The organism is Hyunsoonleella ulvae (genome assembly GCF_016827605.1).
Classification (GTDB): Bacteria; Bacteroidota; Bacteroidia; order Flavobacteriales; family Flavobacteriaceae; genus Jejuia; species Jejuia ulvae.
The window spans coordinates 393,936-419,041 of record NZ_JAEPJQ010000002.1 but is presented as its reverse complement, the minus strand read 5'-3'; the positions used below and the strand labels follow the sequence as shown (position 1 = coordinate 419,041).

The 25,106-nt window shown below is 32.6% G+C and carries 24 protein-coding genes and 1 tRNA gene; 14 read left to right on the top strand and 11 right to left on the bottom strand.

Features of this window, described 5'->3' with window-relative positions:
* The first annotated feature begins 275 nt into the window (after window positions 1–275).
* Entirely contained in the window at window positions 276–899 is a 624-nt protein-coding gene (locus tag JS605_RS07480) for a DUF6577 family protein (RefSeq protein ID WP_203257073.1), read from the top strand.
* Window positions 900–1,946: a nucleotidyl transferase AbiEii/AbiGii toxin family protein gene (locus JS605_RS07475; protein ID WP_203257072.1), complete on the top strand. Its 1,047-nt coding sequence runs from the start codon at window positions 900–902 to the stop codon at window positions 1,944–1,946.
* A gap of 243 nt (window positions 1,947–2,189) precedes the next feature.
* Here JS605_RS07475 and JS605_RS07470 read toward each other — a convergent pair whose 3' ends face one another.
* Together JS605_RS07470 and JS605_RS07465 are read right to left on the bottom strand one after the other, a co-directional pair.
* Window positions 2,190–6,413, bottom strand: coding sequence for an ATP-binding protein (locus tag JS605_RS07470; RefSeq protein WP_203257071.1), 4,224 nt, complete (start codon window positions 6,411–6,413; stop codon window positions 2,190–2,192).
* A 182-nt stretch (window positions 6,414–6,595) separates the two neighbouring features.
* Window positions 6,596–6,669, bottom strand: a tRNA-Met gene (locus tag JS605_RS07465).
* Window positions 6,670–6,801: 132 nt separating this feature from the next.
* Between JS605_RS07465 and JS605_RS07460 the strand changes: the two genes are divergently transcribed.
* Both JS605_RS07460 and JS605_RS07455 read left to right on the top strand, forming a co-directional pair.
* Entirely contained in the window at window positions 6,802–7,194 is a 393-nt protein-coding gene (locus JS605_RS07460; protein ID WP_203257070.1) for an START-like domain-containing protein, read from the top strand.
* Window positions 7,195–7,256: 62 nt separating this feature from the next.
* Window positions 7,257–8,099 (top strand): aminotransferase class IV, encoded by an 843-nt coding sequence (locus JS605_RS07455; RefSeq protein ID WP_203257069.1) that lies wholly within the window; start codon window positions 7,257–7,259, stop codon window positions 8,097–8,099.
* Here JS605_RS07455 and JS605_RS07450 read toward each other — a convergent pair.
* The 5 genes from JS605_RS07450 to JS605_RS07430 form a co-directional block, all read right to left on the bottom strand.
* Complete coding sequence (locus JS605_RS07450) at window positions 8,096–8,656, bottom strand: YqgE/AlgH family protein (RefSeq protein ID WP_203257068.1); 561 nt, start codon at window positions 8,654–8,656, stop codon at window positions 8,096–8,098. The two genes, JS605_RS07455 and JS605_RS07450, sit on opposite strands and share 4 nt — an antisense overlap.
* A gap of 124 nt (window positions 8,657–8,780) precedes the next feature.
* On the bottom strand, window positions 8,781–9,053 hold the full coding sequence (locus JS605_RS07445; protein WP_130935332.1) for an HU family DNA-binding protein: 273 nt from the start codon (window positions 9,051–9,053) through the stop codon (window positions 8,781–8,783).
* A 189-nt stretch (window positions 9,054–9,242) separates the two neighbouring features.
* Window positions 9,243–10,190 carry a methionyl-tRNA formyltransferase gene (gene fmt / locus JS605_RS07440; RefSeq protein ID WP_203257067.1) on the bottom strand — a complete coding sequence of 316 codons (948 nt, stop codon included), beginning with the start codon at window positions 10,188–10,190 and terminating at the stop codon, window positions 9,243–9,245.
* Window positions 10,187–12,085 carry a RecQ family ATP-dependent DNA helicase gene (locus tag JS605_RS07435; RefSeq protein WP_203257066.1) on the bottom strand — a complete coding sequence of 633 codons (1,899 nt, stop codon included), beginning with the start codon at window positions 12,083–12,085 and terminating at the stop codon, window positions 10,187–10,189. Before JS605_RS07435 ends, fmt begins: the two co-directional genes overlap by 4 nt.
* Window positions 12,082–12,624, bottom strand: a complete 543-nt coding sequence (locus tag JS605_RS07430) for an AAA family ATPase (RefSeq protein WP_203257065.1) — start codon at window positions 12,622–12,624, stop codon at window positions 12,082–12,084. The genes JS605_RS07435 and JS605_RS07430 overlap by 4 nt, the downstream gene beginning before the upstream one ends.
* Window positions 12,625–12,713: 89 nt before the next feature.
* On the opposite strand from JS605_RS07430, the gene JS605_RS07425 reads away from it, so the two are divergent.
* Genes JS605_RS07425 through murA form a run of 3 tightly spaced genes read left to right on the top strand, consistent with a single transcriptional unit; the run spans window position 12,714 to window position 15,001 of the window.
* Entirely contained in the window at window positions 12,714–13,007 is a 294-nt protein-coding gene (locus tag JS605_RS07425; protein ID WP_203257391.1) for a DUF493 family protein, read from the top strand.
* A 51-nt stretch (window positions 13,008–13,058) separates the two neighbouring features.
* Window positions 13,059–13,685: a DUF4290 domain-containing protein gene (locus JS605_RS07420; protein ID WP_203257064.1), complete on the top strand. Its 627-nt coding sequence runs from the start codon at window positions 13,059–13,061 to the stop codon at window positions 13,683–13,685.
* Window positions 13,686–13,693: 8 nt separating this feature from the next.
* Complete coding sequence (murA, locus tag JS605_RS07415; RefSeq protein ID WP_203257063.1) at window positions 13,694–15,001, top strand: UDP-N-acetylglucosamine 1-carboxyvinyltransferase; 1,308 nt, start codon at window positions 13,694–13,696, stop codon at window positions 14,999–15,001.
* Here the strand turns inward: murA and JS605_RS07410 are convergent.
* On the bottom strand, window positions 14,998–15,348 hold the full coding sequence (locus JS605_RS07410; protein WP_203257062.1) for a hypothetical protein: 351 nt from the start codon (window positions 15,346–15,348) through the stop codon (window positions 14,998–15,000). The genes murA and JS605_RS07410 overlap by 4 nt on opposite strands.
* A gap of 122 nt (window positions 15,349–15,470) precedes the next feature.
* Here JS605_RS07410 and JS605_RS07405 point away from each other — a divergent pair, with 122 nt between their 5' ends.
* Window positions 15,471–16,367: an NHL repeat-containing protein gene (locus JS605_RS07405; RefSeq protein ID WP_203257061.1), complete on the top strand. Its 897-nt coding sequence runs from the start codon at window positions 15,471–15,473 to the stop codon at window positions 16,365–16,367.
* A gap of 17 nt (window positions 16,368–16,384) precedes the next feature.
* Here JS605_RS07405 and JS605_RS17670 read toward each other — a convergent pair whose 3' ends face one another.
* The gene (locus JS605_RS17670) at window positions 16,385–17,236 is read right to left on the bottom strand and encodes an AraC family transcriptional regulator (RefSeq protein WP_203257060.1); all 852 of its coding nucleotides are present in this window, start codon (window positions 17,234–17,236) and stop codon (window positions 16,385–16,387) included.
* A 206-nt stretch (window positions 17,237–17,442) separates the two neighbouring features.
* Here JS605_RS17670 and JS605_RS07395 point away from each other — a divergent pair, with 206 nt between their 5' ends.
* Window positions 17,443–17,868 carry a PaaI family thioesterase gene (locus tag JS605_RS07395; RefSeq protein ID WP_203257059.1) on the top strand — a complete coding sequence of 142 codons (426 nt, stop codon included), beginning with the start codon at window positions 17,443–17,445 and terminating at the stop codon, window positions 17,866–17,868.
* A gap of 4 nt (window positions 17,869–17,872) precedes the next feature.
* Window positions 17,873–18,988, top strand: coding sequence for a chorismate-binding protein (locus JS605_RS07390; RefSeq protein WP_203257058.1), 1,116 nt, complete (start codon window positions 17,873–17,875; stop codon window positions 18,986–18,988).
* A gap of 14 nt (window positions 18,989–19,002) precedes the next feature.
* On the opposite strand, the gene JS605_RS07385 is transcribed toward JS605_RS07390, so the two are convergent.
* Window positions 19,003–19,596 carry a hypothetical protein gene (locus tag JS605_RS07385; protein WP_203257057.1) on the bottom strand — a complete coding sequence of 198 codons (594 nt, stop codon included), beginning with the start codon at window positions 19,594–19,596 and terminating at the stop codon, window positions 19,003–19,005.
* Between the two features lie 98 nt (window positions 19,597–19,694).
* Between JS605_RS07385 and menD the strand changes: the two genes are divergently transcribed.
* From menD to JS605_RS07370, 3 genes are all read left to right on the top strand, one after another.
* Window positions 19,695–21,455 (top strand): 2-succinyl-5-enolpyruvyl-6-hydroxy-3-cyclohexene-1-carboxylate synthase, encoded by a 1,761-nt coding sequence (menD, locus tag JS605_RS07380; RefSeq protein ID WP_203257056.1) that lies wholly within the window; start codon window positions 19,695–19,697, stop codon window positions 21,453–21,455.
* A gap of 84 nt (window positions 21,456–21,539) precedes the next feature.
* The gene (locus JS605_RS07375; protein WP_203257055.1) at window positions 21,540–21,878 is read left to right on the top strand and encodes a DUF2853 family protein; all 339 of its coding nucleotides are present in this window, start codon (window positions 21,540–21,542) and stop codon (window positions 21,876–21,878) included.
* A gap of 99 nt (window positions 21,879–21,977) precedes the next feature.
* Window positions 21,978–22,811 (top strand): CvfB family protein, encoded by an 834-nt coding sequence (locus JS605_RS07370; RefSeq protein ID WP_203257054.1) that lies wholly within the window; start codon window positions 21,978–21,980, stop codon window positions 22,809–22,811.
* 21 nt (window positions 22,812–22,832) lie between these two features.
* Here JS605_RS07370 and JS605_RS07365 read toward each other — a convergent pair whose 3' ends face one another.
* Window positions 22,833–23,261, bottom strand: a complete 429-nt coding sequence (locus JS605_RS07365; RefSeq protein ID WP_203257053.1) for a hypothetical protein — start codon at window positions 23,259–23,261, stop codon at window positions 22,833–22,835.
* A 378-nt stretch (window positions 23,262–23,639) separates the two neighbouring features.
* On the opposite strand from JS605_RS07365, the gene mnmE reads away from it, so the two are divergent.
* Complete coding sequence (gene mnmE, locus JS605_RS07360) at window positions 23,640–25,028, top strand: tRNA uridine-5-carboxymethylaminomethyl(34) synthesis GTPase MnmE (protein ID WP_203257052.1); 1,389 nt, start codon at window positions 23,640–23,642, stop codon at window positions 25,026–25,028.
* The last annotated feature ends 78 nt before the right edge of the window (window positions 25,029–25,106 follow it).

Below are 25,106 nucleotides of genomic sequence, written 5' to 3'. Positions count from 1 at the left end.
TTATGTAGCGAGAACGAGATTTGAACTCGTGACCTCCGGGTTATGAATTTGGCAAAACATAAGTGGTTTATGTGTTTTGTTGCTATATAAAATGAAACTATAATTCGGCAGTAAATAAAGTTTAGTGACGAATTATAGTTTTTTATATCTTTGTCTAAAACGTACAAATTATCGCAGATAAAAAATTACACATAGAGCCCTTTAAAGCTAAGTTTCAGAATGTTGATACAATAACGGTAAAAAATATTTTCGATTTTTATCAAGATAAAGATTCTTTGGTTAAAAAAAATACAGTCAATTGGAGAATATATAAACTTCTTGAAAAAGGAATCATACAAAGAATAGGAAGAGGAAAATACAGACTTGGAAGGCATAAGCGTTTTGCTCCTCTAATAAATAAAGCAATAAAAGATTTATACGCAATACTAAAAAAAGAATACCCTTACTTAGATATTTCCATTTGGTCAACAGAATGGGTGTCACAATGGATGCTTCACGTACCAGGAATTAATAAAATTATCATAGAAGTGGAAAAAGGAGCAGAAGAGAGTGTTTTTTATTTTCTGTCTGATATTAGAAAAAATATTTTTATTAACCCAACTAGGGATATACTCGATAAATATACTGATGAAAATAAAGATCAAATCATTATAAAGAATTTGATTACAGATGCACCACTTCAAAAAATAAATAATCTACGAATTCCAACTATAGAAAAGATACTTGTTGATTTAATCCTTGATGAGAAAACCTTTCCAGAATATCAAGGTCGTGATTTGGAAAGTATTATCGATAACATATATCAGTTTCATTCTGTTCAAGAAGACAAGTTATTACGTTATGCCAACCGAAGAGGGAAAAGAGATTTTATAAAACAATTCATAAAAAACGTTGTATAGATGATATCTCCAAATAGCTTGTCCAGTGAATGGATATCTTCAAAAGCAAAAGAATTTAAAGGAGATCCCATAATTATCGAAAAAGTAATTCGGGCATTGATTCTATTAGAGCTTTTAAGAGTTGAAAATTTAGAATTCATTTTCAAAGGTGGTACTGCATTGATGTTAATGATAAAAGAACCCAGAAGATTCTCAATTGATATAGATATTTTAATTGAAAACAAAGATCAGAATTTAGAGGCTATTTTAGATAACATCATAAATAAGTCCGATTTTATAAAATGGGAGCCGCATGAAAGGAAAGCGGTTTCTGAGATTGAAAAACGTCATTTCAAATTATTCTATGAACCATTAGTAAAAATGAAAGGTAGTCTGAACTATATCTTATTGGATGTAGTTTACGAAACCAATCCATATGCTAACATTCAACAAACTAAGGTTTCTCATTTTTTGTTAGCCGAAGATAACTCTCCCATTAAAGTTGTAACACCAACGTTAGAAGCAATACTTGGCGACAAGTTAACAGCCTTTGGTCCAAATACTACAGGAGTGCCTTTAACTAAACCTATGGAAGTGATGAAACAAGTATATGATATTGCTGGTATTTTTGACAGAGTACCTACTTTAAACACGGTAAAGCAAAATTTCATTAAAGTAGCTAAACGAGAGTTAATATATAGAGGGTTTGAAAATGACAATTTCAAAATTATTTTTGATGATATCATTAAGACCTCTCACAATTTTTGTGTTTATGGTAAGTTAGACAAAGAAACCTACACAGTTATGCAATCTGGAGTTAGTAGGTTAAATAGCTTTATTTATGGAGATAAATTTAGAGAACCACAAGCACAAATTGCCGTAGCAAAAGCAGCATATTTATCAAAAAAACTCGATACTGATGCTATCAATATAGAAAGGTTTGATAAAGCAATTGATATGAAATCTTGGGTTATTTCTAATCATAATTTTTCTGCATTGAATAAGTTAAAGAAACATAACCTTGAAGCCTTTTATTATTGGTATAACACTATTCACTTGATGCCTTGAAAAGTAAATTGGCAATTATAGCAAAAGAGTTTGAAACACATGTATTGATCAATCAGCTTCAAAAGGAATTAGCCAATGATAATTCCCTTGTATGTAAAACGCCAGTAAATGATAATCTACTTGAAGTTCAAGAAAAGAATATTAAGCTTAGCAATTGATAGTTTAACACACAAAAAAAGAGGTCGCTGACCCTCAAAAGTCAAAGCGATCTCTTTTTCTCTTTTTATAATGTTTCGTTGGGAATTATTGTTTTTTCTCAGTTCTTAGATGGCCTTTTAAGTTTTTGTTTTCAATTTTATAGAGTCCATTAATTTCTAACCAATGTGAAGCATTAAACTCTCTTCCTGACATGTGACCACCTATAACTTGTTTTTCACCTAGGACTACCCAAAAAATCTTAAAGTCATTGTCATCAAGGAACTTTAAAAAAGGTTCTTTTTTGATGAGTAAGTACTTACGGCTAGGGTTGTATACGGATGGGTCAAAACAGATAAGATTATTATCATCATCAACAAACTGCCCTGCTTTAAATGCATGTTTTAGCTTTAATCCATCGAAGATAATTTTATTTGGCTTTAAGAAATTTATCGTTTCCTCTTTAGATGCATCTGTTCCCTTTTCCCATGAATAACTTTCGGCAGTTACAGAAACCTCTCCAATATAGCCTAAATCATCATGATGAATTTCTTCCCATAGCCCACCTCCATAGTATGGGATTTGAAAATCTTGATAAGCAGAAGACCAATAATATTCTCTATTAAAAATTTCATATCGGTTAGAGCTTTCGGGCATCCAACTTCCAAAAAATCTTTTATCCTCTAATTTCGATATTAGAGTTTCATAGTCTTTTTCTCTTACGATACAACTTTTGATATGCCACCACATTCGTTTATGTGGTATATCCCACTTTTCTTCTCCTAACATTTTTTCACTAGCCCATTCCGGATACCCCTCTAAAACAAGCCATTCATTCTTTTCATCATCAATAACATTAATAATTCTCTTTGGATTTGGTACATCGGAAGAATCTCCAAGCCACTTGTCATGAGGTGTTTCATTTTCTAAAGAGTGCGTCTTATCCCACCAGTTAGTTAGGAGTTGTTCGTCTTCATCATAATCAGATTTTTTTGAAATTAATAAAGTAGGGTCGATATCTCTTACGTATGGTTGCCATGGTCCATTGAAGTCAACTTCCTTTTTATTTTTCCAGTACCCTTCGTATTTCGGGAAATTGTCAGAAACACGAGCTAACATTTCATAAAATGATATCCATTGATATTTTTTTCCTATTCTCTCGTTAGGGGCAGAATCTCTGCCTCTTCCATGACCGATACGCCTATCGAAAGAGGCATGTTTTTCAACATCGTATCCATATTTTTCAAATATCCATTTGACAGCTATATTACTTAATTTATTTGCGTCAAGCTCCCAATCGTGGAATGCGCTTTGAAAAACATATCGTCCAAAATCTCCATAAGAACGCTTTCCGCCTTCAGTTCCCATTGATGACAAAATCATATTTTGACCCCAGAAATAATCTTTAAAATCTTCAGATTTATAGTCAAAATCATATTTGTCAATTTCTTCATCGGATGGAATTGTTTCAGGGAAATCACTTTGATATGGTGGGCGACACTTCGTTATATCAATCCCTAAATCGATGCTCAAATGCACGGCGTATTCAATAACACCTCTTGCATAATCCCTTAGTAAAACATGGGGGTATATTTCTCCCTCTTTGTTAAAAATTGTTTCGTATATATACAGGGACAAGCTTTTTAGTGACTCTGTATTGGAAGCACGAAGTGAGCTACCATAGGCAACGGCAAACAATCTTTCATATATATAAGGGTCATCTATATCAGTAAATTTTTGCAACAGAGCTTGGACAAGATGCAGTCTTTCAGATAATAAACATATAAGCGATTTGGTACTATAATCTCTTAATTTGCGGTCAGAACTCGCTAAATACCATGAAAGCATTGTACAAGCTAAAAGGGTGGATTCATCTGAAATATGACTTTTGTCTTTCATATTCCAGCCCCATTCTACCAATCTAGTTACACTTCCTTGATTATGAAGTTGGTCTTTTAAAAATGGAATCCACCATTCATCCCTATCAGGAAGATTGAACTTTAATAAATGATTGTGTAAGAAATTGGCATTAAAATAATGATTAGGAATTGTAGCAACCGCTATTAAAGTTTCTAATACTTTCTCACTTAACTCATAGTTTTTTTCAGATAATACATTCAAATGTTCGGTTAAATCTGAAGTAATAGTTTCTGTTTTTCTCCATAGAAGGCTATCAAGAAAAATTTCGGCAGTATGATAGTCTGCCCAATCTTCTATGTGTCCAAGAAAGTCATGAAGTTCTTTACTATACGTTTCAGGTATTTGAATAGAAAAGGCCTCTAACAACCCTTTGTTTTTCAAACAAGCATCTCCATTTTCAATATATTTAAAAAGTGTACCCTCTTTACTAAGGGCAGAGTCGATATCTTCAATATTGGTTAAAAGGAATTTAGCCTTTAAATGGTCTTCAAATCTTTCATAGGAAAAATAAATGCCCTCTTCGTATTTATCGTCCTTACTATTCCAAAAAAGGTTTTTAGAAAAAACACCTTCTGAAATTAAATCATCTAAAAATCCACGTTTGTTTGAATAACTGGCCAAGATTTTATCAGCTACAACAAAAGCTTCTTCATAAGTAATATAATTAATGTTGCGCGATAACTCAATTTCAGCAAAGGCATCAATTACTTTTTCTACCAAATTAATTGTACTTGGATATTCAAGCTTTCTGGGATGAGAAAGATTTTTATTTGCTGTATCCAAATAAAACTTTAAAATTTTTGTAATTCCTTGAAACCCCTTCGGAATGCGAGTTAATCCAGCTTTAGACAGACCTTCACAAAAAAGCAAAAGAAATAAAGGTTGTTGAAACTCAGGATGAAGCATTGGTACGCTTGGAAGCTCTATGCCGTAATTACTAAAGAAAATCTTGGATGCTTCGTATTCGATATTGTAAAAACCATAGTGCGTGTATCTCGATGCTAAGCTTTCATCAATTTTATCAATTGGGACTATCAAGTCTTCGTATGATGTACGTATTGATAAAGCTACTCCAAGCCATTCATATTTTAATATTCTAGAAATGAAAGATTTAATATTGTCTTCCCAAAAATATTTTCCTTTCCCTTCATTAAGGGCATCAACAAATATGATTAAGCGATGTCCAGAGCTTTCTGCTTTAGCATTAAGTGCACCTAAAAATGTATCAGTATTACAGCTTATCTGGAGTTTTTTTAGAATTTGAACCCAAGGGTCTTCTTCTGTTACGAGTTGTTGACCAAGAATAAATAAACTTAGCTGATTGTTGGTGTTTCGCTTATTTACAACATCAGCAAATAAATGAGATTTACCCATTCCAGCTTTACCTGTCAAGATTAAACTTGGGAGGCTAGAAAGTTTAACTTCAATGCTTCCAATATAATCTTCTAGGCTATAAGCTTGGTTCAAAAATTTTCTTGTATGATGAATTTCACCACCGAACTTTTTGTAGTATCGGTCGCCATTAGATATTTTGCTTTCTTCTGAGAAATAAAAATCTTGTATTCTGTTAGCCAATGAATAAATAGGTTCTAATATTTTTTCAATTGAGTTTATTGGGATTTCATCTACTCCCATTACTCTAATAGCATTAGCCAAAGAATGTACTCGTTCTAGTAAGCTATTTAATGCTTCGCTATCTTTTCTTATTTCATTATGCTTATCCGTTAAAACCTTTTTACCTTGGATTAGGAAATTATCGACGAGATTTTCCAACCGCTTCTTAAACAAAGTGTTTCTAGAGAGACCATCAAATATTGTTGAAATATCAAGTTCTACATTCAGTTGAGGTGTATATCGCTTACCTAAATCCTCAATTGCATAGTTGTTTTGATTCACAAACCAAGGTGTTGTAAATTCTTCTTTGTTAAACCAAAAATATAGTAATCCTTCATTTTCTGGTTTTTGTATAAGACTAATCATGTCTGATGCCCACCAAGGTTTAAACTCGACATTCATTGATTTTTCAGAAGCCCATTCTTGCCATTTAAGAACTCTCTCTTGCCATTTTTCCAGTAACGATTGTGTACCTTCATTCCTAGCATCAGGAGGGTCAAGAGGGATGGCGATAATGAATTTTACAAGGTTAGGATGTTTATTAAGAGCAGTTTTTACTGACTCATCAATTTGTGACCATTGCGAACTAGAGAAACTTTGCGTAAAAAATTTAGCTTGCCATGCGATTTCAGTTTTATCTTCAAAGACCCAAAAACACTCGACACCCGCATCAGGTTTTCCTTTTCTAATAAATTTTTTTTGATTTTGAATTTTTTCTTTTCGGGCTAACTGACAGACAAACTCTTCAAAGCCTTCATTTATTGAGCCATTTATTGGCCTTATATTGTTCCAGTTCATGTTAATTATGTTCCAAATATCGAAGAAGTATATGGCTCATAAAGATATAGGAATTAGAACTAATAAGAAATATTTAAAAGAGTAGTATTTTTAAATCTACTTAAGGCCTTTTTGTTGTACATATGTTGTACATCGTAAAATAAAAAAGGATTTCAATTTCTTGAAACCCTTATCTTTTCTAGTAGCGAGAACGAGATTTGAACTCGTGACCTCCGGGTTATGAATCCGACGCTCTAACCAACTGAGCTACCTCGCCGTTTTTTAAGGTTGCAAATATAAAAACAATATTTACGTTCGCAAACATAACTTGTGCAAAATATTATTGAAAATAATTGCAAAACTCATTAATTAATGTATATATTGAGCACACAATATTTTAATAGCTTTTATGGACGATAAAATTAAGTTTGAGATAGAATTTCCTATACACGCCTCACCACAGTTGTTGTATCAATACATTTCTACGCCATCAGGCTTATCTGAATGGTTTTCTGATAATGTAAATTCCCGTGGAGAATTATTCACTTTTATTTGGGATGATAGTGAAGAGCAAGCGAAGTTACTAAGTAAAAAAAGTGGAGAGCGTGTAAAATTTAGATGGTTAGCTGATGAGGAGGATGGGGCTTCGTGTTATTTTGAAATTAGAATTCAAGTAGATGAAATTACAAAAGATGTATCCCTAATGGTAACAGATTTTGCTGAGGATGATGAGGTAGAAGAGGCAAAAATGCTTTGGGAAAATCAAATTTCAGATTTAAAACAAGTGTTGGGTTCTGCATAAACCACACTATTTAATCTTATATTTGTCCGCACTTAAATCTATAAAAGTAGCGGACTTTTTTTATGATAAATTTTAACGGTAAGATTCTAGAGGATACTACTTGTATCTCCATACAAAATAGGGGGTTTGCCTATGGAGATGTGGTTTTCGAAACTATAAAAATATCTAATGGTAAAGTATTATTCTGGGAGGACCATTACTTTAGGTTAATGGCATCTATGCGGGTAATGCGTATGGATATACCTATGGATTTTACCATGGAGTTTCTCAATGCCCAAATTCAAGAGATTCTAGAAGCAAATGGGTTAAAGAGTGGTAATGCCCGAGTAAAGTTAATTGTGTATAGGGCAGAAGGCGGATTGTATTTGCCAGAACAGCATTCGGTAGGTTATACTATCAGTACCAGAGCTTTGGATATTGATGTGTATACACTTAATACGGCAGATTATGAGGTAGATTTATTTAAAGACTATTATATGGCACCTACATTGTTGTCTACATTAAAAACAAACAACAAAGCCTTAAACGTAGTGGGTAGTATTTTCGCTAATGAAAATGATTTAGACAACTGTTTACTACTTAATACAAATAAAAGTGTAGTTGAGGCTTTAAATGGTAATTTGTTTTTAGTGAAAGGGCATAATATTAAAACGCCTCCCTTATCCGATGGTTGTTTAAAAGGTGTTATGCGAACACAACTACTAAAGTTTGCAAAACAGTTGGATGGTTTTGAGTTACAAGAGACATCAATTTCTCCTTTCGAGCTTCAAAAAGCAGATGAATTGTTTATTACAAATGTGATAACTGGAATACAGCCCATTACCAAATACCGCAAAAAGCATTTTGCTAATGATGTAGCAAAAATGTTGTTAGATAAACTTAATGTAGCAGTGCGATTGGTTTAGTTATAATTAGGGTTTTCTGGCGCATTAGACCATATGCTGTACTCGCCACCAAGCTCTAGCATTTTCTCTTTCCAGAAAGAGGCATAATCTTTTTCAATAATTTTTTTCTTGTAGATATTTTCAGAAACTACCCAGGAGTTTGCTTTGAGTTCATTCTCTAATTGGTTAGCATCCCATCCAGAATACCCTAAAAAGAAACGTATGTCGTTTTCGCTTATGGTATTGTCGGTAATTAATTCAGCTGCTTTTTTAAAATCTCCTCCCCAAAAGATTCCAAGTGAAATTTCAATGCTATTAGGTATCAAATTGGGAACTTTATGAATAAAATAAAGGTTGTCCTGTTCCACGGGACCACCATTATATACTTTAAATGCAGCCTCTACTTCAGGGATTAGATCCTTAATGGTGTACTCTAACGGTTTGTTAAGAATAAACCCAATAGAGCCTTCTTCACTGTGGTCTGCTAATAAAACAATGGAGCGGTTAAAGGAAACGTCTCCAATGATGGCTGGTTCTGCAATTAGTAAGTCGCCTTTTTTTGGGGTTGTGCTCGTCATGCTTATAATATTAAATCAACTAAATCTAAGATTATTTTATCAAAAAAGCAACTTTTGAGCGGCGCATAAAAAAAATGCTTTCCAGTAAGGAAAGCATTTTTATATTTTTTTCTGAAACTAAAACTTAGTTTACAGCGCTTGATAAATCAGATCCAGCTTTAAACTTAACAACGTTTTTAGCTTTAATTTTGATAGTCGCACCAGTTTGAGGGTTTCTTCCTTCTCTTGCAGATCTCTTAGAAACTGACCAAGAACCAAAACCAACTAAAGAAACTCTGTTTCCTTTTTGTAAAGCACCTTCTATTTCAATAAGTGCACATTCTAAAGCTTTCTTAGCAGCTGCTTTAGTGATTCCTGCGTGTTCTGCCATTGCATCGATTAAATCTGTTTTGTTCATAATGTAAATTTTAATTATTAATAAATTGGTTAAACTTTTTTCGTTAAATCCTCTACAAATTTATACGGATTATGCTTCCATGCAAGTAATAGCAAGGGAAATACAAGGTTTTGTTGATAACTTATTGCATTTGTTAATAAAGGAACTGCATTTTATCGATGTTTTTACAAAATGAGTAATAATAAGGGTTTAGCGCATTTTTGCGTTGTTTTCAAATTTATATCCATTTAGTAATGATGTTGTATCCATGAGTTTTTTACCCGGCAGTTTAATTTTTAAGATATGTATATAACCACCGTTTACTGATACTTTCATACTTTTTTTAGTGGTAATGATACTTCCTATTTCGTTTTCATGCAAACAGAGCTCCTTTTCAGCTTCGTAAATCTTAATATCCAAGACATTTTCATTGTTAACCAATTCGCACCAAGCTGCGGGGTAGGGACTAAGTCCTCTAATCTTATTATGAATGGTTTCAATATTGTCGTTCCAATCAATCTTACAATTGTCTTTGTTTAACTTGTAAGCGGTTTTAATATCTTTACTATCAATTTGTGGTATGGTTTTAACCTTGTTTGTCTCAATAAGTTTTATGGTCTTTAAAACCAACTCGCTACCAATGTGCATTAACTTGTCATGTAAGCTCCCAGCATCTTCATTGCTTTCAATGGTAGTTTCTTGCTGTAAAATCATTTCCCCAGTATCTATTTTTTCATCTATAAAAAAGGTAGAAACCCCTGTAGTAGTTTCTCCATTTATAATGGCCCAATTAATTGGGGCAGCACCTCTGTAATTTGGTAATAGGGACGCATGTAGGTTAAATGTACCGTACGCTGGCATTTGCCATACTACCTTGGGTAGCATTCTAAAAGCTACAACAATTTGTAGGTTGGCTTTTAAGTCCCTTAATGCAGTAATAAACGTTTCGTCTTTTAGGTTTTTGGGTTGTAAAAGGTGCAGTCCAGCAGTTTCAGCATATTTTTTTACGGCGCTTTGGTTAAGTTTCCTGCCACGACCAGCTGGTTTATCTGGTGCGGTAATTACACCAACAATATTGTACTTGTGTTCTACTAGTGTTTTTAATGTAGTTACAGCAAAATCTGGCGTGCCCATAAACACTATTCTTAAATCTCTCATAAATGCCTTAACTTATATGTATTAGTTTTTGTAATATTTATTATTTGATGCTCCAGTAATAATTTTAGCATAGCTTTGGTCTCTGCATCATCACATTCTAAAATTTTGGTTATCTCTCTTGATGATTTCTCGCCAGATTCCAGAAGTGTTATAATTTGATGTTTTAAATCTTTGGTAATTGGTTTTTTTTTGTTTTTCGTACACACAGAGCAAACGCCACAGGGTTTGGCATCTTTTTCTCCAAAATAATGTAATAGCTGCATGCTCCTGCAAACATCATTAGTGTTAATATAATTAATTACAGATGTAACTTGTTGTGCTTTTAGTGTGTTTTGCTGCTTGATAGTAGTAGCAATCCTGTTGATGGTTTTATCGTCTTCCCGTGGTTCTATAAAAGTGATTTGAGCATCGGTTTTGGAATGTTGCAGTGTGATGATCTCATCTTTAGCTAGCTGCTTTAAAATTTGAATAAGTTCATGTTCTGATACTGAAGCTTTATCTGCTATTTTAGAAGGATTAATGTTTGTATCATGATCAAAAATACCACCATAAGACCTTAAGATGGACTTCACAGCTATATTAAACTGAGGATGTGTTTCTAAATATTCGTATATAGAATCATTAGTCGCTGTAAATTTGATTAAAACCTTATTCTTGAAATATTTTGATAAAGCTATAATACTATTTCGGTCTAAGGTTAAAAGTGCATTGTAGCACAACGTACTGTTAAAATTATATGCTTTACAAAAACTATTAAAATCAAAATCAAAAGTTTGGTATGACCCCTCTCCATACGATATTTGAAAGTAACTGCTTAGTTTTCTGTAAACATGTTTAATGAAATCTACCGATGGTAATATTTTTAGAAACTGATTTTTAACCAGCACTTCATCATTTTTATTTTTTAAAACAACGGCAAATGCCATAGCGCCATCTCTTCCAGCACGACCCGCCTCTTGAAAATAACTTTCAATACTCTCAGGTAAATTTAAATGTATTACGGTTTTTACATCTGGCTTATCTATACCCATACCAAATGCATTTGTAGCTACCATAACCTGTATGTTATTGTTCATCCAACCATTCATGTTAGTTTCTTTTTCGGTTGGATTTAAACCACCATGGTAATAGGTAGTACTTATATGTTTGGAATTTAAAAGATGACTAACATCTATTGTAGCTTTCCTATTTCTAACATACACAATGGAAGATTGCCTGTGCTTTTTTAAAATGGTTTCTAAACGATAATATTTATCTTCTTCATGTAACACGATATACCTCAAGTTGGATCTAAAAAAAGACTGCTTAAATATTTTAGGTTTTATAAAATCTAATTGATGGGTAATATCATCAACAACATTTTGTTTTGCTGTAGCAGTTAGGGCTATAATATTAACCGAAGGTTTAATTTTTCTCAATTCCAGAAGGTTGGCGTAAGAGGGTCTAAAATCATTTCCCCATTGCGAGATGCAATGTGCCTCGTCTACAGCTATTAAGTTTACCTGCATTTGCCGAATACGATCTTGTACCAATTCTTGCTGTAAACGCTCAGGCGATAGGTATAAAAATTTATAATTGCCGTAAATGCAATTGTCTAAAAGTGTGTCTAGCTCACTTTTAGAAATCCCACTGGTAATACAGAGTGCTTTTATACCTTTTTCGTTTAACTGCTGTACTTGGTTTTTCATTAGTGCGATTAATGGCGACACTACTATGCAGATACCCTCTTTTATTAAAGCGGGTATTTGAAAACATATAGATTTTCCACCTCCGGTAGGCATTAACGCAAAAACATCATTACCCTCTAAAACAGCATTTATGATGGCTTCTTGGTTACCACGAAATGAGGTAAACTTCCAATAACGTTCTAATATGTTAATGGGGTGTAAACTCAATTTAAGTTAAGTGTGTTTAAGATAAAATTGGTACGTTCTGCAACTGTTCCAAACGGTACATCAATTGGTTTGTAATTAAACTTTGTATAAGTTGCTAGAAGACAACTGTGGATTTTTTGGGCTTGGGCAAAGTTTTCATAACGCTCATTATCACTCTTGTAAATCGCTTTCCAAGGTTTTAAAATGAAAACCTCATCATAAGTGTAATCTTTAGCGTGTGTTACGAAATCATCTGGATAGATATCTCCTATGTAGTCCATATAAGCTAAAACATCAGGAATGCCCCTGTCAAAAAAAACCGTGGGGTTTTCGGTTTTTTCAGAACTTTTAAATTGATCTATACGTCCCTTTAATAGTAACTCGCTAAACAATAGTGGATTGGTTAAAAACAACTGTTCTATACCTTCTTTTTGAGCATCTAATGTTATTTGTCTAGAAATTTCTTCCATGCAAGTATAACCCTGCTTAATTAGCGCATTAATTATCGTAGATTTTCCTGTTCCAGGTCCTCCTGTAATTACAATTCGTTTTACACCCAATATGCTTAGATTTTGTTTGTAAAAATCGGAATTAAACTTCTATTAAAAAAATGGAAAGGAAAGCTTATATTTGCAGCTCAAAAAAGTATATGGGCGAGACTTCGAATCAAGAAGAATTTTATAAAAAACTAAAGGCACAATTGCATGATACGGCATTGTGGCCTAGCGAGTATCTCTATAAATTTATAGTAAAGACAAATACTTCTAAAATAAAAAAGGTAGAAAGTTTGTTTAATAACATGGGGGCAGTAATTAATACCGTGGCTTCTAAAAATGGAAAATATACCAGTGTTTCCATTAATGTTAGAATGAAAAATCCAGATGCGGTAATTGCCAAATACAAAGAGGTTGCAGAAAAAGTAGAAGGCGTTATCAGTCTTTAGATTTTTTTCGTATTTTGCGCATACTTCATTAGAAAATTTAACACCATAATTTTGATTGATAATTTAGAATATAACACTGAAAGAGAGCATTTAATTATTCCTGAATACGGACGTCATCTGCAAAAGATGATTAACCATGCTAAGACGAGAGAGACAAAAGAAGAACGCGAGAAGTTGGCAAAAGCTATAATATCTGTAATGGGGAATTTACAGCCACATTTACGTGATGTTCCAGATTTTCAACATAAACTTTGGGATCAATTATTCATCATGTCTAATTTTGAATTGGATGTAGAATCTCCATTCCCAAAACCATCTAAAGAAGTTCTGTCAGAGCGTCCAGATCCTTTAAAATATCCTCAAAACCATCCAAAGTATCGTTTTTATGGTAACAATATAAAGACCATGATAGACGTTGCTAATACATGGGAAGAGGGAGAGCTTAAAGAAGCATTGGTCTATACTATAGCCAATCACATGAAGAAGTGTTTTTTAAACTGGAATAAAGACACGGTTGAAGACATGGTAATTTATGATCATTTATATGAATTATCCAATGGTAAGATAGACTTACGAAATTCTGATGAAGATTTATCAGATTCTAGTAGTCTTTTACGTTCTAAAGGGAAGTACAATAAAAAGAAGAAAAACTCTAACCGCTCTAGAAAACGTCACTAAGTTTATTTATGGGAACATTTAAAATTGAAGGAGGTCATAAGCTAAAAGGCAGCATACAACCTCAAGGTGCAAAGAACGAAGCATTACAAATTCTTTGTGCAGTTTTGCTTACTCCAGAAAAAGTTACCATTAACAACATTCCAGATATTATTGATGTTAATAAGCTCATTAATTTACTTAAAAAATTAGGTGTTAAGGTTGAAAAGCTATCAAAAGGTAGTTATACCTTTCAAGCTGATGATTTAGATTTAAAATATTTAGAATCCGATCAATTTAAAATTGATGGTCGTGGGTTACGGGGTTCTATAATGATTGTTGGACCACTATTAGCACGTTTTGGTAAAGGCTATATTCCAAAACCAGGAGGTGATAAAATTGGACGTAGACGTTTAGATACCCATTTTGAAGGTTTAATAAAACTAGGGGCAAAATTTGGTTACAGTAGAGAAGAACAGTTTTATGGTGTAGAGGCCGAAAAGCTAAAAGGTACATACATGCTCCTTGAAGAAGCTTCTGTAACAGGTACAGCAAATATCGTGATGGCTGCTGTTCTGGCTGAAGGACAAACCACAATTTACAATGCAGCTTGCGAACCTTATTTACAACAATTGTGCAAGATGTTGAATAGGATGGGAGCCAAAATCTCTGGTGTAGGTTCTAATATGTTAATTATTGATGGAGTTGAAAGCTTAGGAGGAACTGAACATAGAATGCTTCCTGATATGATTGAAATAGGTAGTTGGATAGGCCTAGCTGCTATGACAAAAAGTGAACTTACCATAAAGAACGTAAGTTGGAATGACTTAGGGGTAATACCTAATGTATTTAGAAAATTAGGTATTACTGTTGAAAAACAAGGCGATGATATCCACATTCCAGCACATACTGATGGTTACGAAATACAAAGTTTTATTGATGGTTCTATTTTAACCATATCAGATGCCCCTTGGCCAGGATTTACTCCAGATTTGTTGAGTATTATTCTAGTGGTTGCTACCCAAGCAAGAGGTAGTGTTTTAATACACCAAAAAATGTTTGAAAGTCGTCTTTTCTTTGTGGATAAGCTTATAGATATGGGAGCAAAAATTATTCTTTGCGATCCGCATAGGGCTACCGTCATAGGTCATGATTTTAAATCTACATTAAAAGCTACTACAATGACCTCCCCAGACATCAGGGCAGGTGTTTCATTATTAATTGCAGCATTATCCGCCAAGGGTACATCAACCATACAAAATATTGAGCAGATAGACCGTGGTTACGAAAATATTGATGAAAGACTTCGAGCTATTGGAGCCAGAATAGAGCGCGTTTAATTAACAAGAGCGTGCTTACGTTTCTTTTTTTGTTTTCCATGAAAGATACTAATGGTTGTGCTTACGGTTAATCCACCTAAAGTAGTAGCAACCCACTCACCAGTATCAAATTTATTATTCTTTTGTCCACTGTCATATATTTCTTTTCCCAAGCCAGCTAATGTGGAAGCTCCCAAACTATACCAAAACGCCTTTTTTTTGTCTTTAGTTACTGTGTAAATAAACGCATAGGTTCCTCCAGAGATAATGGCACCAGCACCAAAGTGGAGTTTGTCATCTGCCGAAATAGTTTGCGAATAAGAAAGCGAAAAGCAACTAATGGCTAATAATAAGATTAATGTTTTCATGATTGAAATTTAGTAATATCACTTCTTACAAATAAATTTTTAAGATGAAGTGCTGTTTTTATTGACTTGTTGCATAAAAACTTATTATTTGTCTATATTTAAATCTCATAACTGTTTAAACTATGCTTAAAAATACAATATCAATTACGCTCATCATTTTTGTGTTTTTTTTGTCTTGTGGCAAAAAAAAGGAGAGTACCACTAATAGTAATGTTGAATCTAAAATAACAAAACCTTCTTTGCAGCTATTATGGCAAACAGATACGTTGTTAACCACTTGTGAGTCTGTATTATATGATGAAGTCTCAAAAACTATTTATGTTGCCAATATAAATAATGGTCCATGGGAAGAGGATAATAATGGTTTTATTTCCACGATAAATACTAAAGGAGAAATAACAAAATTAAATTGGATACAAGGTCTCAGTGCTCCAAAGGGTATGGGGATTTACAATGGTAAATTATACGTTAATGACATACATAACTTAGTAGAAATTGATATTAAAAACAGAAAGATTTCAAATACTTTCACAGTTGAAAACAATCCTCAATTAAACGATTTAACAGTAAGTCCAGACGGTGTGGTATATGTTTCAGGCTCAAATTCCAATAAAATTCATAAGCTGCAAAATGGTAATCTAAGTGTTTATACTTCAAACCCTGAAGGTAATAGACTTAATGGATTATTATGGCAAGAAGAAGGGGTTTATTATGCGGATTTTGCAGCATCTGTCTTTGGTTTAGTAAATAATAAAGATCTAAATTTTAAAACCCTTACAAAGGATATTGGTCAAGCCGATGGCATAGTACGTTTAGAAAATGGAGATTTTATTACATCAGGATGGAGTGGACAGCTATTTTATATCTATGCCAAAGATTTTAGAGCTGTAGAACTTTTAGACACTAGGGAGGAAAAAATCTATGCTGCAGATATAGATTATATACCTGCTACTCAAACTTTATTAGTTCCAACATTTTTCCATAATAGAGTAATGGCTTATAAATTAAAATTTGAGTAGCAGAAAGGTTTTTTTATCTAACAGGTATAATAAAATTCAGTTTTCAGCTTTTCTTCGGTTACCCTATCTGGGTGGCTAATGTAGCGCTCTCTAACAGGTTCGTCTCTTAATTCATATTCGCTATTTAATAACCAGTCGTTAAAAATATAATCATAAACATCAGCAAAATATTTATAAGAACCTTGGTATAAAAAAACAGCAAATTTTCCTCCGCTTAAGGTTTTAACTCCAACTTCTCCATATGGTTTTGCATTTTTATGGATAATTAAGCATGCGTCATACCTGATTTTATTTTCGTCGGTAACTTTAGGATCGTCATGAGGTAACCCAAAATGTTGTATACCTTTGGTAAATAACTTTTGAGCTTTTACTTGTTCCCAAAGTTTAGCCCAAGCACCAGTATAATCAAGTGTTTGGTAATTGCCATGCATTCGTAAATAAAGACATGTTTTATCCTCAATATTCTGAATTTTTGGTGTCTTAATGTTAAGTGTTGTTTGCATAATATTCGTTGTTTTGATTGTGAATGATTTATCTTTTCTATATTCATTTGGAGAAATTCCAAAGTGAGATTTAAAAGCTTTTGTAAAGGATGAAGGCGTATCAAAACCAACATTGTAAGCGATAATTTCAATTTTTAATTTAGAATAGCGTAGTAGTTTAGCGGCTGTTTCCTGTCTGGTTCTTGTGATGTATTTACCAATAGGTTCTCCTAATAGTGCTCTTGTAATGCGATGAAAATGGAAGGGTGAGAAACAAGAAAGCTCAGCTAGAGTTTTAATATCTATTTTGCTATCAAGATTATTGTGAATATATTCTGTAATACTATTTAGCTTTTCCTGATAAAAATATTTGTTAGTTTGTTTCACTTGTTTTAGTCATTTTGATGTTACAAATCTAATAAGGAATAAGATGAATTACTTTTCCATTCTTGCTGATATATAATATGCCGAAGTTGCTCCAAATTCTACTAAATGGAAAGTATTGTATAGCCAATAAGACAATTTTGCTCTTGTGTTTTCTGAGGTACTAGGCATTTCGTATTTTTACAATTCATAAAACATAAAATACTTCCATGCAAATTTCAAAAGAAGAAATACTAAAGCGTGCTAATGACATAACCAAGAATACATTGATGGAGACGTTGGAAATTGAAATGGTAGATTTTGGTAACGATTTTGTTGTTGGCAGAATGCCAGTAAATAAGAGAGTATATCAGCCAGATGGAGTATTACATGGAGGAGCAACTGTTGCTTTGGCCGAAACTACAGGGAGTTTTGCAGCAGAAATGCTATTAAATTTAAAGGATTATTTTGTTAGAGGTATAGAAATAAGTGCCAATCATGTTAAAAGTGTAAAGGAAGGATATGTTTATGCCACCGCAAAATTTATACATAAAGGCAGAACAACCCAATTGTTCGAAATAAAAGTTACCGATGGTAATGATAATCTTATTTCACTTTGTAAGCTAACCACCATTTCTTTACCAAGAAAAAAGTAATACCTTGGAACACATTTTTGAGCGCTTAGAGCACCACCACAAAAGCAATCTTCCATTTGTAGTTTATCGTAAACCAAATAAAGATAGAATAAAAGCTATTTTACAGAGGAGTGACGAATTACACATTACAAAACATTTTAAAGAGAGCGGTTTTGTGTTTTCTCCTTTTGATAATTCTGTAGATAGTATTTTAACACCTTTATCTGAATCTGAAATAATTACTGCATCAGAAAAAGATATTGATAAAAATGATCAGAATTCAACCTTATTATCTCAGACACATTCTACACATAAAGACTTTCATATAGCTTTAGTAGAGCAGGGTATAAGAGCTATTAAGAATGGTAAGTTTCAAAAAGTTGTGCTATCAAGAAGAGAAATATGTGATTTTAAAAAAGACAGTCCATTAACCATTTTTAAAAACTTATTAGCGTCATATCAATCCGCTTTTGTGTATTGTTGGTTTCATCCAAAAGTTGGATTATGGTTAGGAGCAACACCAGAAACTCTTTTAAAAATTGAAGGCAGAAACTTCTCTATAATGTCCCTAGCGGGAACACAGAATTACAATGGTAATTTAGATGTAGTATGGCAAGAAAAAGAATTACAAGAGCAACAGTTTGTTACAGATTTTATATTGGATAATATTCAAGAAGATGTAAATAATATCCAAGTTTCTAGTTTAGAAACCATAAAAGCAGGTAACTTATTACATTTACGGACATTGATAAAAGGAGTCTTAAGTGTAACAGATATTAACTTTAAACGTTTGCTTTATAATTTACATCCAACTCCAGCGGTATGTGGTATGCCTAAAGCACTAGCAAAAGCCTTTATATTAGAACATGAAGACTATGATCGCGAATTTTATACAGGGTTTTTAGGGGAGCTTAATCTTGAAACAGAAGTAAAGCCTAGAACAGGAAGACGTAACATAGAAAATAGAGCCTATACAGTAAAACGTAAAAGTACACAGCTTTATGTAAACTTACGTTGTATGCAAATAAAAGATAATAAAGCCTTAGTTTATGTTGGTGGTGGTATTACAGAGACGTCTAACCCTGAGAGTGAGTGGGAGGAAACTGTAGCAAAATCTAAGGTCGTTAAAAAGGTGTTATAATACATTAGGTGCCATTAATTAACTGTGTAATCCGTTAATTCTAACACGAAAAATCCAGCGTCCTCTTTTACATTTCCCACCTCATCATTCCAAAAGACATAAGAATCATTTACGATATCAGTGGCTGTGTATTTGTAAACAACACATTTAAATGTTCCAGCTGGAACAGTAATAGTAGAATCTAATGAAACAACTTCATGTGTAGCAATTCCACCATCAGCTTGGTCGTGCATCCATGTCTCACCCATTTGCGCATTCCTTTTGTATATTTTAGCATTTGTATTTCCGTTTGCATCAACTAAAAGGAAATCATCGCCTTCTCTCCATAGATCCGTAGAAGTTGTGTTTTCATTAGTAGAAGGGTCGCTAATTGTTCTGTCAACTAAAAAACCATTGCCATTGCACCCTCTAACATTTAGGGAAATTGTTGCACTTTCAAAACCAAAGACAAAAGTTTGATAACTCCATGAATTACCTTCTTGAAGAAAATCTATATTACCTGGGTTACAAGCTAAAGTATTGTTGTCTACTTCTTCAGTAGAACAGCTCACAAAAAAGAAAAGTAAAATAACTAGTGTAAAGTTTTTAAAGGTTTCCTTAAGGTACATATCGAATTGTTTGGAATTTTATTCCTACAAATATAATCAAATAGCAATATGGACAATAGAACTCTATTTCGTAATTTTGCAAATAGATTATGAAGTTGATGACATTACCTAAAATTCCGCTTGCACAAACCGTAATTCAACTATGCAAGGCGAAGCATATAAAACACATAATTATCTCTCCAGGAAGCCGTAGTGCTCCTTTAACTATTGGTTTTACCCATGACGATTTTTTTAATTGCTATAGTATTGTAGATGAGCGATGTGCTGCTTTTTTTGCATTGGGTATTGCCCAACAAATTAAAGCACCAGTAGCTTTAGTATGTACATCGGGCAGTGCTTTGTTAAACTATTACCCCGCAGTAGCAGAAGCATTCTACAGCGATATACCATTGGTGGTTTTATCGGCAGACAGGCCTAAACATCTTATTGGCATAGGTGATGGACAAACCATTAATCAAAAAAATGTTTATAAGAATCATATTTTATATTCAGCGGCTTTAAAGTTGGACTTAAAAGATGAGAAAAACATACCAGGTAACGAAGAGTTACCCATAATGAAAAGTCTTGAAAATAAGCTAGAACGTTTTTTGGGACTTCAAAAAGATATTCAGGAGTATAACGAACAAGAAATAAATAACGCCATTAATTTTGCTAAAGTAAAATCTGGGCCAGTACACATCAATATTCCTTTTGATGAACCTTTATATGAGACCATCAACACCCCAACTGTTACTCCCAAAGCCATTTCAAACTTAAAAAGCGAAAACACTATTGAAACCTCTCTTTTAAAGGAATGTTACGAAGATTGGATAGCAGCATCTAAAAAGATGATTTTGGTTGGGGTTAATGCTCCAAATACCGTTAGTAAGGTTTTACTTGATGAATTGGTAAAGGACGATAGTGTTATTGTGTTTACAGAAACAACATCAAACCTACACCACAATGATTTTTTTCCTAGTATCGATCAAATCATAGCACCATTATCAGATGAAGCACAAAAACAATTACAACCAGAAATATTACTAACCTTTGGAGGGCTAATTGTTTCAAAAAAAATTAAAGCATTACTAAGAAAATATAAACCTAAGCAACACTGGCACATAGACAAAAAGCGTGCTAATGATACTTTTTTCTGCCTGTCTAAACACATAGAAGCAACTCCAGAGGAATTTTTTACATCCTTTTTACCGCTTATACACCATTACAAAAAGAGTGACTATAACCCTATTTGGAGAAAGGTGAAACAAAAACGATTAAAACGGCATGAGCAGTATTTAAATGAAATTCCGTTTTGTGATTTTTTGGTTTTCAATCACATTTTAAAAACAATACCAAACCACTCAATTTTACAAATAAGTAACAGTTCGGCCATACGTTACTCACAATTGTTTAGTTTAAACAAAACCCTAGAGGTGTATTGTAATAGAGGTACAAGTGGTATAGATGGCAGTACATCAACAGCTATAGGATGTGCAGTTGCAAGCGAAAAGCGTACCACTTTTATTACTGGCGATTTAAGTTTCTTTTATGATAGTAATGCCTTGTGGAACACACATATACCCAATAATTTTAGGATAATAATTGTAAATAACGAGGGTGGTGGTATTTTTAGAATTTTACCAGGACATAAAAACACTGAAAATTTTGATATGTATTTTGAAACCAACCATAAGCTTAACGCAGAATATTTATGCAACATGTTTGGTTTTGAATATGCTAAAGCATCAAATAAAAACGAAGTGATTCAAGAGCTAAAAACCTTTTACAATTTGTCCAAAATACCAAAGCTTCTAGAAATTTTTACACCCAAGCATATTAATGATGAAGTGCTTTTAAATTATTTTGAATTTATTCGCTAATCAATTGTGACTTAACAAAAGTTAATGTGTCTAAAAATTGACTATATTTAAAAAATAAATTATTAATCTAAAAAAATTATTATCATGAGTAAACGTGACGAGCTTATTGCAAAATATGCTGCAGACCTAAAAGAAAAATGTGGTGTTAATGCTGATATGGATTTATTAACAAAAGTAACTATAGGTTGCGGACCATCTATATATAATGCAGATGCGTCAACAGTATCAGGTTCTGATGAATCTGAATTAGAAACAGTAAAAAATAATTTTTTAATTAAAAAATTAGGATTAAGTGCTAGTGATGATTTAGATGGTGCAATAGCATCTGTTATGGAAACTTATGGTAAATCTAACAGAAATAAATATAGAGCTGTAGTTTACTATTTATTAACTAAGCATTTTGGTAAAGAGTCAGTTTATTAGAAGAAAGCCCATATAAATTTTAAAGCGTTACAATTGGTAACGCTTTTTTTATGAAGTTTAATGTAATTGTATTTACCTATTGTTATAACTTTGCAGCTTATGAAATTAGGAGAAATAAATACTTTAGAGATACTTCGTGAAACAGATCATGGCATTTATTTAATTGATGCAAACGATGATGAAGTACTATTACCCAATAGATATGTACCAGCTGAGTTTAAAATTTGGGATAAAATTGATGTTTTTATTTACTTAGATAATGAAGAACGTCCTGTAGCCACTACAGATGTTCCTTATATTAAACGTAATGAATTTGCACTTTTAAGATGCAATCAAGTCACAGATTTTGGTGCTTTTTTAGATTGGGGATTGGTAAAAGAGTTGTTTTGCCCTTTTAAAGAGCAAGCCTTTAAAATGAAACCTGGTGGCTGGTATTTAGTGCACTGCTATTTAGATGAAAAAACAGAGCGTTTAGTAGCTTCAAGCAAAACCAACCGTTTTTTAGATAATAAAGAATTAACAGTTAATCAGTTTGATGAAGTAGATTTAATAGCCTCCCATCCATCGGATATTGGTTGGAATGTAATTGTTAATAAAATACACTCTGGGCTAATTTACAAGGATAATATTTATAAGGATATAAGTGTTGGAGATACTTTTAAAGGTGTAGTAAAAAAAATTAGACCAGGAAATAAGCTTGATATATCATTAGAAAAGATTGGATACAGAAATATAGAACCTAATGCTAAACGTATTCTACAAGAATTAGAAGACAATAGCGGTTTTTTAGACCTTACAGATAAGTCTGATCCAGAAGACATAAAATCGCAACTTCAAATGAGTAAAAAAAGTTTTAAAAAAGCAATTGGAAATCTATACAGACAAAGGCAAATTGAAATAAAACCGGATGGTATTTATTTAATTACAACGTAAAACCACTCAGAATAACATTTTCTAGTTCAACGAGAATAACTTACTGTTTTTTACCTTATTGTATACATGATTAATGGCATCATAAATAGTATCGTAATCTACTTTTTCAGACATACAAAAATCGTTTTCTATAGTAGCATTCATCTTCGAAGCTGCATCATGACCTACAACACCATAAGACTTTAAGTTTTTAATTTCATTTCTATACTTAGGAGTATCTAATAAATCTACTGAGTAAGAGTTCACTCTGTTAGCAATAACCCCAAAAGGTTTTGTATCTCCAAAGTACGATTTTAGCTCCTCTAAAATTAGAGGTGCATTATTTATATTGAAATGTATACCTTCATTTAATTCTACTACGGCAATATGGTTAAAGAAAAAGATGTTCCCTAACTTGTTTTGAACAAACTTTACAATTTGATTTGAAAAATCAGATTCAATTATTTTCATTATTAAAGGCTTTTTTTATTCTAGAAGCACTAGATGGGTTAAAATTGTTTTTTAGATTTTTATCTATTTGTCAGTAAGACACATGTATACTTGTAAGAGTCACATTTTATACTGAAAAAAATTCCTGCAAATATACTATGTGTGCATAATAAATAAAAGTTAAATATCTAAAAATCAAAGTTTTGTGAAATAGTAAAATTATTTAAAAAAAATCTACAGAATTATCATTTTACAGTAACATATATAGATATATGCTATAAAAAAACACCATTTAGATATCTATTTGTGAATGCTAAAAGATTGGAGAAAATTCTATCATAATAAAATAGACTAAAGTTACGACTGATAAATACATTTTAAATTAGTTATTTTTACCCCATGATATTAAAAGATACCATTGTAGCATTAGCAACACCCTCAGGAGCTGGTGCTATTGCCGTGATTCGTTTATCTGGAAAAGATGCCATAACCATAGCAGATAATCAATTTAAATCTGTTTCAGGAAAACTTTTGACTAAGCAGAAAACGCACACTATTCATTTAGGACATATTACAGATAACCATATTGTTTTAGATGAGGTTTTAGTATCTATTTTTAAGAATCCTAATTCTTACACAGGGGAGGATGTTGTAGAAATTTCATGCCATGGCTCTAATTATATTCAACAAGAAATCATACAGTTGTTCTTAAGAAAAGGGTGTAGAATGGCTAATGCTGGAGAATTTACATTGAGAGCATTTTTAAATGGAAAGCTAGATTTAAGTCAGGCAGAAGCAGTTGCGGATTTAATAGCTAGCGATAATGCAGCTTCTCATCAAATAGCGATGCAGCAAATGCGTGGAGGTTTTTCTTCTGAAATTGCAAAATTAAGAGAAGAACTTTTAAATTTTGCTTCTTTAATAGAATTGGAGCTGGATTTTGCAGAAGAAGATGTGGAGTTTGCCGATAGAACACAATTTAAAGATTTAATTGTTAGAATCACTTTTGTACTAAAACGTCTTATAGATTCGTTTGCAGTAGGTAATGTTATAAAAAATGGTATTCCAGTTGCTATAGTTGGCGAACCCAATGTAGGTAAGTCTACACTCTTAAATGCCTTACTTAATGAAGATCGTGCGATTGTCTCAGAAATAGCAGGAACAACCAGAGATACGATTGAAGATGAAATTTCTATTGGGGGCATTGGTTTTCGGTTCATTGATACGGCAGGTATTAGAGAAACTAAAGATATTGTTGAAAGTATAGGGATTAAAAAAACCTTTGAAAAAATAGAGCAATCTCAAGTTACTATTTATTTATTTGATGCGAAGAAAAACATAGATAACCTTAAAACTGTTTCTGTAGAAATAGAAAAAATAAAAAATAAATACCCTCAAAAACCCCTGTTGGTAATTGCTAATAAAATTGATCAGTTAAACGATGAGCATATAGCAAGTATTAAAAAATATATTACTGATGTACTTCTATTATCAGCTAAAACTGGTTTAGGTGTAGATCAATTAACAGATGCTCTTTTAAACCTTATCAATACAGGAGCGCTAAGAAATAACGAGACTATAGTTACAAATTCCCGTCATTACGATGCACTTTTAAAAGCCTTTGAGGAAATTCAAAAAGTAAAAGAAGGTTTGGAAACAGGATTATCAGGAGACTTATTGGCTATAGATATTCGTCAGGCATTGTATCATTTTGGAGAAATAACAGGGGAAATTACTAACGATGATTTATTGGGGAATATATTTGCTAATTTTTGTATCGGGAAATAGGTGTAAAAAGCTATTTTACATCACCCTACACAATTAATTCTAGTTGGGCGTTTCTATATATTAACCAATATTATGGGA